The organism is Actinomycetota bacterium, assembly GCA_040754375.1.
Classification (GTDB): domain Bacteria; phylum Actinomycetota; class Acidimicrobiia; order Acidimicrobiales; family AC-14; genus JBFMCT01.
Genome location: JBFMCT010000008.1, coordinates 99,677 through 109,113 on the forward strand (window position 1 = coordinate 99,677; position 9,437 = coordinate 109,113).

Genomic DNA, 9,437 nt, shown 5'->3' on the forward strand with positions numbered 1-9,437 from the left:
ATCAACACACGGGCGCGTGCGCCGAGATGACGTCGGAAGGGAGCCCATGGTGGCCAGCGAAGAAGGGCTGGTCCTAGCCGAGCGGTTCGCCTGCACCCGGCTGCTCAAGAGCGGCGGGGGGGTCAGCACCTATGCGGGTACCGACCGCCAGACGGGCCACGAGGTGGTCGTGAAGACCGTCGAGGAGGCCTCGGTGCCGCCCGCCGTGCGGCTCCGGGTGGCCCACGAGGCGGTCATCCTGCGCCGCCTGGCCGGGCCCGATGTCCACCCCTTGGTGGCGGTGGGCAGTGACGGTGGTCTGCTCTACCTGGTCCAACCGTTCGTCCCGGGACTGACGCTCAAGGACCGCCTGGCCGCCTCGGGGGCGCTGTCGGTGGCCTCCGCCCTGCGGGTCGGCACCCGGGCCCTGGCTGCCCTCCAGTACGCCCATGAGGGCGGGGTTCTCCACCGGGACGTCAAGCCCGCCAATGTCATCGTGGACGACGGCGAACCGATCGAGCGAGCGGTGCTCGTGGACTTCGGTTTCGCCCGAGGGGCATGGCTCGACCCCGCGGTCCGAGAAGATCCGCTGGAGACGGCCCGCTACCTGGCCCCCGAGGCGGCCGGCGCCCTGGGCGGCCAGGGGGTCGACGAGCGGGCCGACCTCTACTCGTTGGGTGTGGTGCTGTTCGAGTGCCTGGCCGGCACATCCCCGTTCGACGGCCGCGACGTGGGCGAGGTGCTCCGCCAGCACCTGAGTGCCACGACCCCCTCGCTGCTCAGCCTCCGCGACGGTGTACCTCGGGCCCTGGACGAGGTCGTCCAGAGGCTGCTGCGCAAGGTGCCGGGCGAGCGCTACCAGTCCGCGAGCGCCGCCCTGGTCGACCTGAGGGCGATCGAGGCCGCAGTAGAGCGGGGCGAGACCGACCCGCCGGTCGTGGTCGGGCTGCACGACTGCCGCCAGGCGCTCACCGAGCCCGCTTTCGTGGGCCGGGCGGCCGAGCTGGTCCTGCTGACCGGGCTGGTGGACGACGCCGCTGCCGGACGGGGCCGGCTGGTCCTGCTGGGGGCCGAGTCCGGGGGAGGCAAGACCCGCCTGCTCGAGGAGCTGGCCCAGACGGCCGGCCCGAGCACCTGGGCCCTGCGAGGCACGGGCGTGGACCAGGCCGCCCACCGGCCCTTCCAGGTCCTTGACGGCGTGGCCACCGCCATCGCGGCCGAGGCCGAGAGGCGCCCGGAACTGGCCGCCTCCCTGCGCCGCCGCCTGGGGACGCGTGCCGCGGCCGCGGCCGCCGCCCTACCCGCCCTAGGCCCGGCACTGGCGGGGACCGACGAGGACGGCGACACCGGACCGGCGGCCTACGGGGAGGCCCGCAGCGTCGAGGCCCTGGTCGCCCTCTTGGAGTCGCTGGGGGAACCGGGCCGGCCCGCCCTCATCCTGCTCGACGACTGCCAGTGGGCCGACCGCCTCAGCCTGCGGCTGCTGGCCCGGCTGGGTACAAGGGCCGAGAGCGGCGACGTCCACGCGCTGGTGGTGGCCGCCTTCCGGCCCGAGGGGGCCGGGGCTCGCCTGGCCCACGAGGTCGAGCACGCAGTGCGCCTGGACCTTCCGCCTCTGGCCCCCGAGGAGATGGCGGGCCTCCTGGAGTCGATGGCCGGCCCCGTGCCGTCGCCGGCCGCCGAGGTCGTGGCCCGGTTGGCCGAAGGCAGCCCGTTCATGGCCACCGCCGTGCTGCGGGGTCTCGTCGAGTCCGGCGCCCTCGTCAACAGCGATGCCGGCTGGCGGGTCGACTCAACCCGCCTGGAGTCGGCCCAGACCTCCCGCCGGGCGGCGCTGTTCCTGGTGCGACGGCTCGAACTTCTCTCCGAGGACGCCCTCGGCCTGCTGTCGGTCGGTGCCGTCCTGGGCAAGCAGTTCGACCTGGCCCTGGCTGTGGAGCTCTTCGGGCGTCCGGCCCTCACGGCCGCAGCCGCGGTGAGCGAGTCCGTAGGGCGGCGCATCCTGTGGGTCGACGAAGCCACCAGCCGTTGCACCTTCCGTCACGACATGCTGCGAGAGGCCCTCCTGGCGCGCCTCACCGAGGGTGACCGGCGCAGCCTGCACCTGCGGGCCGCCCTGCGGATGGAGGTCACGGGCGACGACCGGCCGTTCGAGCTGGCCTACCACTTCGACGCCGGGGGCCGCAGCGAGCGGGCCCTGCCCTTCGCCCTGCGGGCCGCCGACGAGGCCCGCCGCCGGCACTCGTTGGAGGTGGCCGCGGCCCAGTACCGCATCGCCGAGCGGGCCACGGCCACCGACGCCGGGACCCGCGCCCAGGTGGCCGAGGGGCTGGGCGACGTGCTCACCCTCATGGGCGAGTACGAAGAGGCGTCGGCCTGCCTGGTCCAGGCGCTGGCCCTCGTGAAGGGCGCGGACCGTCAGGCCGAGATCGAGGGCAAGCTCGGCGACGTCGCCTTCAAGCGGGGAGACCAGCGCCAGGCCCGCCAGCACCTGGAAAGGGCGCTCCGCCTGCTCGGCCGGCGGGTGCCGCGACGAGCGCCGGTCTTTCTCGTCCTCCTCATCGAGGAACTGGTCGTGCAGGCTCTGCACACCCTGCTCCCCCGCCTGTTCACCGGGCGGCGACGGGTCGAGAAAGCCGGGCGCGACCTCATGGCCGTGCGCATCTACAGCCGGCTCACCTACGTCTACTGGTTCAGCGCCGGCAAGGTGCCGTGCGCCTGGAGCCACCTGCGGGAGATGAACCTGGCCGAGCGCTACCCGCCGACGGCCGAGCTCGCCCAGGCCTACTCCGAACACGCGCCGGTCATGACGATGGTGCCGTGGTACCGAAGGGGGATCGCCTACGCCCGGCGCTCGCTCGCGGTCCGCCAGGCTCGGGGGGACCTTTGGGGTCAGGGCCAGTCCCTGAGCTTCTACGGGGCCGTGCTCTACAGCGCCTCGCGCTACCGCGAGTGCATCGCGCGCTGCGAGGAGGCCGTGCACCTGCTGGAGCGAACGGGCGACCGCTGGGAGATGAACACGGCCACCTGGCACACGGCCTTCGCCTACTACCGCCTCGGCGAGCTGGACCGGGCCGCCCGGATCTGCCGCGACCTCTACGCCTCGGCCAGCCAGATCGGGGACCGCACGTCGGCGGGCATCGCGCTGAGCGGTTGGGCGAGGGCGACCGGCGGCCAGGTGCCCGAGGCCCTGGTGCGCGGTCACCTCCGGCTCGGGTTCGACGACGCCCACACCGGCACCGAGGTCCGGCTGGCCGAGGGCGTGCGCCTGCTGGCCGCGGGAGACGTCGACGGGGCCATCGCCACCTTCGACGAGGCCGTGTCCATAGTCAACCAGGCCGGTTTGCGCCAGGAGTACGTCGCTCCCGCGTTGCCGTGGCTGGCCACCGCGCTCCGTCTGCGGGCCGAACAGGCGCCGCCCTTCCGCTCCCTGCGCCAGCGGGCCCAGGTGCGCCGGGCGGCCGAGGTGGCCCGGCGGGCCGCAGCCGTCTCCCGGGACTACCGCAACAACCGTCCTCACGCCCTGCGGGAGCGGGCGCTGGTCGCCGCCCTCCGGGGCCGGGGCTGGCGGGCCCGACGGCTGTTCCGCGCCGCTCTCGCGGAGGCCGCCCTCCAGGGGGCGCGCTACGAACACGCCCTGACCAGGCAGGCCTTCGGGCGGGCGGGCGCAGGCTTCGGGTGGGCAGGTGCCGCCGAGATGCTGCTGCAGGCCGAGACCGACCTGCGGGTGATGATGCCCGCTGACCCAGACGAGGGCACCGGGACGGAGGAGCCGGCGACGGCGTCACTGTCGCTGGCCGACCGTTTCGAGACCCTCCTCGGGGCAGGCCGGGCCATCGCTTCGGCCACCTCGGTCGAGGCCATCCACACGGCCGTGCTCGAGGCGGCCTCCAACCTCCTGCGGGGCGACCGCTGCGAGCTGGTCGTGCTGGGCGCGAACGGTGAACCGGTGGCCGAGGACGGCCGCTTGGCCGCCGACCCGGCCGGGCGTGAGCTGGTAGCCCGCGCTCTGGCCGCCGGGGCCCCGGTGGTCAGTTCGGAGGACGGGCTGGGCGGGGTCAGTGACGTCCTCATGCTGCTCGGACTGCGTTCGGTGCTGTGCGCCCCGGTGTGGTGCGACGAGCGGCCGGTGGCCTGCCTGGTGGCCGGTCATCACCAGATCGGGAACCTGTTCAGCCACGACGAGGTACGGCTGGCCGAGTACCTCACCACCCTGGCGGGCGCCGCCCTCGAGCACGTCGCGGGCACGGAGGCCCGCTTCAACTCCCTGGCCCAGAACTCCAGTGACGTGATCACGATCGTCGATCACCACGGGACGGTGACCTACCAGGGATCGTCCGTCCGCCGGGTGTTCGGCTTCGAAGCCGCCGACCGGGTGGGACGGCCTCTCGTCGACTGGGCACACCCCGACGACGCAGGGACGGTGGCCGCCGTCCTCCAGGCCGCCGCAGCCGGCGAACCCGTACCCGCGCTCGTCGAGTGGAGGCTGGCCCATGGCGACGGGTCGTGGCGGCACGTCGAGACGGCCATCGCCGACCTGTCGGGGGTGCCGGGCCTGAGAGGCCTGGTCCTCAACAGCCGCGACGTGAGCGAGCGCCGGGCGCTGGAGGAGGCCCTGCGGAGCCGGGCCCTGCACGACGACCTCACCGGGCTGGCCAACCGGGGCCTGTTCGCCGACCGGATCAACCACTGCCTGGCACACCGCTCGGGCCGGCCGGTGACCGTGCTGTTCCTCGATCTCGATGACTTCAAGGGGGTCAACGACTCGCTGGGCCACCCGGCCGGCGACGTCCTTCTCAAGGGCGTGGCCCGCCGGCTGCTGACGTGCGTGCGGCCCCAGGACACGGTGGCCCGGCTGGGGGGCGACGAGTTCGCCGTGCTCCTGGAGGACACCGACGAGAGGCAGGGCCGCCGGGTGGCCGAGCGGGTCCTGGCCGCCATGGCCCCCGCCTTCGAGCTCGACGGCCAGCCCGTCCACGCCCGTACCAGCGTGGGCGTGGCCAGCGGCAATACCGGAGGGGTGGTGGACGCATCGGAGCTGCTCAGCCGGGCGGACGCCGCCATGTACGTGGCCAAGGCCCGGGGCAAGGGCCGCTACGAGGTGTTCGTGAGCGAGATGCAGGAGAGGGCCCGCGAGCGGGTGATGATCCAGACCGACCTGCAGTGGGCCGTCCAGGCCGACGAGATGGAGGTGCACTACCAACCCCTCGTCGGCCTCCGCACGGGCGAGGTGGTCGGGTTCGAGGCGGTACTGAGGTGGCGCCACCCGACCCGGGGCCTGCTGGGGCCAGCCGACTTCATCGAGGTGGCCGAGGACTCGGGGCTGATCGTCCCCATCGGGGCGTGGACGATCCGCCAGGCGTGCCGGGAGGGCCGGCGCCTCCAACGGGCCCACCCCGAACGTGCGCCCTTCGGGATCAGCGTGAACGTGTCCAGCCGGCAACTTCAGGACCGGGGCCTGCTGGAGGAGGTCGAGGTCGCCCTGGCCGAATCGGGGTTCGACCCCCGGCTGCTCACCCTGGAGATCACCGAGAGCGCCACCTTCGACGACGCCGAGGGGGCCATCGCCAAGCTGCGGGACCTGAAGGCGCTGGGGACACGGCTGGCCATCGACGACTTCGGCACCGGCTACTCCTCGCTCGCCTACCTGCGCCGGTTCCCGGTCGACCAGCTGAAGATCGACCGGTCGTTCGTGGCCGGGCTGGGCAAGGACAGCCAGGACACGGCCATCGTCACCAGCGTGATCGGGTTGGCCCACGCCCTCGGCCTGGAGGCCGTGGCCGAGGGGGTGGAGACCCTCGCCCAGCTCGAGCACCTGACCAGCCTGGGGTGCGACATCGCCCAGGGGTTCAACTGGCGCCGCCCGGCCGCGCTGGCGGACGTCGACGCCTGGCTCACACCCGCGGCCACGTTCCTGGGCGACCACGGCCTTCTGGACGGCCCTGGGCGTAACGGGCCGGTGAGGGTGGTGCTCGTCGACGACCGCCCCGAGCTGCGGGCCGCCATCCGGATCGCCATGGAGCTCGACGGCCAGTTCAAGGTCGTGGCCGAGGCCTCCGACGGCCAGGAGGCCATCGCCACCGTGGCCCGGTACCGGCCCGAGCTGGTCGTCCTCGACGTCGTCATGCCGGGCATGGGCGGCCTGCAGGCCCTCCCTGCCATCCGGCTGGCGGCCCCGGGCGCGGCGGTCGTCCTCCTCACGGCCTCCGACCGGTCAGACCTTCCCGACCACGAGGTCGGCCAGGCCCTCGGGTTCCTCGACAAGACCCTCGACCTCGACAGCCTGGTGGCCCGCCTCTCCGGCCTCCTGGGCTCGGCCGCCTGACCGGTCGGGGCCTAGTACCCGCGGCTCTCAGCCCCGCCGGGCGGCCGTCGGCTCCGGAGCGCTGGGGCCGCGGGCCGGTGGGCTGTCGACCGCCCCCGGCACGCCGACGGCCCGGCGGGGGCGGGGGAGACGGGCGAACAGGCCCCGGCGGGCGGGCTTGAGGGCCTGGGTGCGGGGGTCGAGCAAGTCGCGCAGGCCGTCGCCCGCGAGGTTGAAGGCGAGGACCACCAGGGTGATGGCCGCGCCGGGGTAGAGCAGGAGCTGGGGGGCGCGCTCGATCTGGAAGCGGGCCTCGGACAGCATGGCCCCCCACTCGGCCGTGGGCGGGCCGACCCCGAACCCCAGGAAGGACAACCCCGAGACGGCCAGCAGGACCGCCCCCATGTCGATCGTGCTGAAGACGACCAGGGGCCCGAGGAGGTTGGGCAGGATGTGCCGGAAGACCAGGCGCCTCCGGGTCGCACCCGCGGCTCGGGCCGCTTCCACGAACTGGCTCTCTCGGATCTTGATGGCCATGCCCCGCACCAGGCGGGCGTAGCGGGGCCACTGGACGAGGATGATGGTGATGACCAGGTTACGCAGGCCCTGGCCCAGCAGGCCGACCACGACCAGGGCCTGGATGAGGGTCGGTACCGACAGCAGCATGTCGACCAAGCGCATGATGACCGTCTCGGCGAAACGCCCGTAGACGGCGGCCACCAGCCCGAGGCACAGCCCCACGAGGGTGATGCCGGCAGTGGCCGTGAACGCCATCCCCAGTGACAGCCGGCCACCGTGCAGGATGCGGGCGAACTCGTCACGCCCGAGGTGGTCGGTGCCCAGCAGGTGCGTTCCCGACGGCGAGGCGAAGCGGTTGGTGAAGTCCGTCTGGTTGGGGTCGTGGCTGGCGATGGCGGGGGCGAGGACGGCGCCCAGCACGAACAGCCCGACGAGGACGAGACCCGCCAGCGACGCCCGGTCGCGGGTGAGCCGGCGCCACATGCGGCCGCGCGCGCCCCCCGTCTGGAGGTTCTCGGCGTCGAGCAGGTTGAGGTCAGACGCTCTCAACCCGTCCCTCCAGTCGCACGCGCGGGTCGAGCAGCCCGTAGGAGATGTCGACGAGCAGGTTTATGAGGATGTACGCGCCCCCGAAGATCACGACCATGGCCTGGATCATCGGGTAGTCGCGCTGGGATATGGCCTCGAACATCAGAGACCCCAGCCCGGGCCACGAGAAGATGAACTCGGTGATGACCGCCCCTTCGAGCAGGGCTCCCAGCAGCACACCCATGTAGGTCACGACCGGCACGGCGGCGTTGCGCAACCCGTGGCGCATGATCACGATCGCCCCGGTCAGGCCCTTGCTGCGGGCCGTGCGCATGTAGCCCTCGCCGAAGACCTCCAGCAAGCTGGAACGCAGCAGCCGGGAGACCACGGCCGTCGGGAGGATGGCCAGGACGGTCACCGGCATGATCAGGCTCTGGAGGCCCTCGCGCCCGCCCACGGGCAGGATCTTCAGCTTGGTCACGAACAGGATGATGAGCAGGTAGGAGAAGAAGAACCCGGGCATGGATGCCCCGAACAGGGCGAACACCCGCAGCAACTGGTCGGGCCATCGACGGTGGTAGAGGGCGGCCACCGTGCCGAGAGGGATCGAAACCACCACGATCACCGCGAACGCCGTGAGGGCCAACTGGGCGGTGGCCGGGGTCCGCTCGGCGATGACCTCGGCCACCGGCCGCTTGTTGGTGAACGACAGCCCGAGGTCGCCGGTCACCGCGGCGCCCAGCCAGCTCACGTACTGCACCCAGTAGCCCTTGTCGAGGTTGAGCTCCTGGCGGGCGAACTCGTACTCCGCAGGGCTGGGTTCCTGCCCGCCGCCCGCCAGCCGCCGGGCCAGTTCCTCGGAGGGGTCCCCTGGTGCCGCCGACACCAGGGCGAAGATCAGGAACGAAAGAGCGAGGAGGGTCGGGATGGCGACGAATGCACGGCGCGCCGCGTAACGCCCCATCCCGGTCCCCCCTTGCTCAGCCGGTTACTTGGGATGGACGGCCAGGCTGAACCACGTCTGGTTGGTGAACGACGGGTGCGGGTCGGTGAACTCGACGTGCTTGGCCATCCCGTAGATCCGGAACGCTCCCGCCAGCGGGGCCACGATGTACTCGTCGTTGATCAGGATCTTCATCATGTTGGCCGACGCCTGCTGGGCCTCAGCGGTGGTACGGGCCGCCATCGACTTGTCCACCTCGGCCTCGAAGGCGTCGCTGGCCGGGCCGGTGGGGTGGAACTGGATGGTGTTGGCGTTGCGCTTCGACATGCGGAGCACCGGCAGGAAGGCCGGGTTGCCGTCGTTCTGGTTGGGCGGTTCGAGGTCGAGGTCGAAGTCGCCGTTGCCCCGGTCGTAGAGGGCGTTACGGGTGGCGACGTCGGGCGTCCTCTTGAGCTCGACCTCGATCCCGACCTCACGCAGGTTGGCCTGGATGACGGTCAGGGCCGACTCGGGGACCTCCTGCTGGCCCAGCAGGATCATCTTGAGGCGCTGGCCGTTGCGGGTACGGATGCCGTCGGGCCCGGCCGTCCACCCGGCGGCGTCGAGCACGCGGCGGGCCCGGCCCAGGTCACGGGGCGTGGGGGCCACGACGTCGGCCGACGAGCCCAGGACGCTGCGGGGAGCCATCCACCGGCCCGGCTCGCCGTTGCCTTCGAGCACGACGTCGACGTAGGTCTCCCGGTCCAAGGCGTACGTGACGGCCTCACGGACGGCCTTCTCGGACGTGATGCGCTCGGGCTTGACGTTGATGTAGATGAGGTGGTTGCGGCCCGGGTCGGAGCGGACGATCTTGAAGTTGGGGTCGCCCTCGAGCGACTTGGTGGCGTCGGGCGGAAGGTCGTAGACGAAGTCGACCTGGCCCGAGCGCAGCGCCTGGAGACGGGCCACGGGGTCGGGGATGAAACGGATCTCGAAGCGCTTCACCTTGGGCTTCTCGCCCCAGTACTCCTCATTGCGCTCGAACGCCGCGGTCTGCTTCCAGGACTCCTGACCTACGCGCCATAGTCCCTGAGGTGCTCAGGGCGCCTTGACGCTGTAGCGGAGGACGAGGTCGGTGCCGGGATAGACGGTGTCGGTGGAGCTCAGTTCGGCGCAGAGGGCGGC

3 protein-coding genes and 1 pseudogene are annotated in these 9,437 nt (G+C 72.4%); 1 reads left to right on the forward strand and 3 read right to left on the reverse strand.

Going from position 1 to position 9,437, the window contains the following annotated elements; genetic code table 11:
* Positions 1 to 46 precede the first annotated feature (46 nt).
* Positions 47 to 6,304 carry an EAL domain-containing protein gene (locus AB1673_05795; protein ID MEW6153489.1) on the forward strand — a complete coding sequence of 2,086 codons (6,258 nt, stop codon included), beginning with the start codon at positions 47 to 49 and terminating at the stop codon, positions 6,302 to 6,304.
* Between the two features lie 27 nt (positions 6,305 to 6,331).
* Here AB1673_05795 and AB1673_05800 read toward each other — a convergent pair whose 3' ends face one another.
* The 3 genes and pseudogenes from AB1673_05800 to AB1673_05810 form a co-directional block, all read right to left on the reverse strand.
* Positions 6,332 to 7,351 (reverse strand): ABC transporter permease, encoded by a 1,020-nt coding sequence (locus AB1673_05800; protein MEW6153490.1) that lies wholly within the window; start codon positions 7,349 to 7,351, stop codon positions 6,332 to 6,334.
* Positions 7,338 to 8,294 carry an ABC transporter permease gene (locus AB1673_05805; protein MEW6153491.1) on the reverse strand — a complete coding sequence of 319 codons (957 nt, stop codon included), beginning with the start codon at positions 8,292 to 8,294 and terminating at the stop codon, positions 7,338 to 7,340. The genes AB1673_05800 and AB1673_05805 overlap by 14 nt, the downstream gene beginning before the upstream one ends.
* A 24-nt stretch (positions 8,295 to 8,318) precedes the next feature.
* Positions 8,319 to 9,305: pseudogene (locus AB1673_05810) on the reverse strand (ABC transporter substrate-binding protein).
* Positions 9,306 to 9,437 lie beyond the last annotated feature (132 nt).

Bases quoted from the DNA above. Each gene is read 5' to 3' on its own strand.
- AB1673_05795 (MEW6153489.1), top strand. From the start codon at position 47: ATGGTGGCCAGCGAAGAAGGGCTGGTCCTAGCCGAGCGGTTCGCCTGC.
- AB1673_05805 (MEW6153491.1), bottom strand. From the start codon at position 8,294: ATGGGGCGTTACGCGGCGCGCCGTGCATTCGTCGCCATCCCGACCCTC.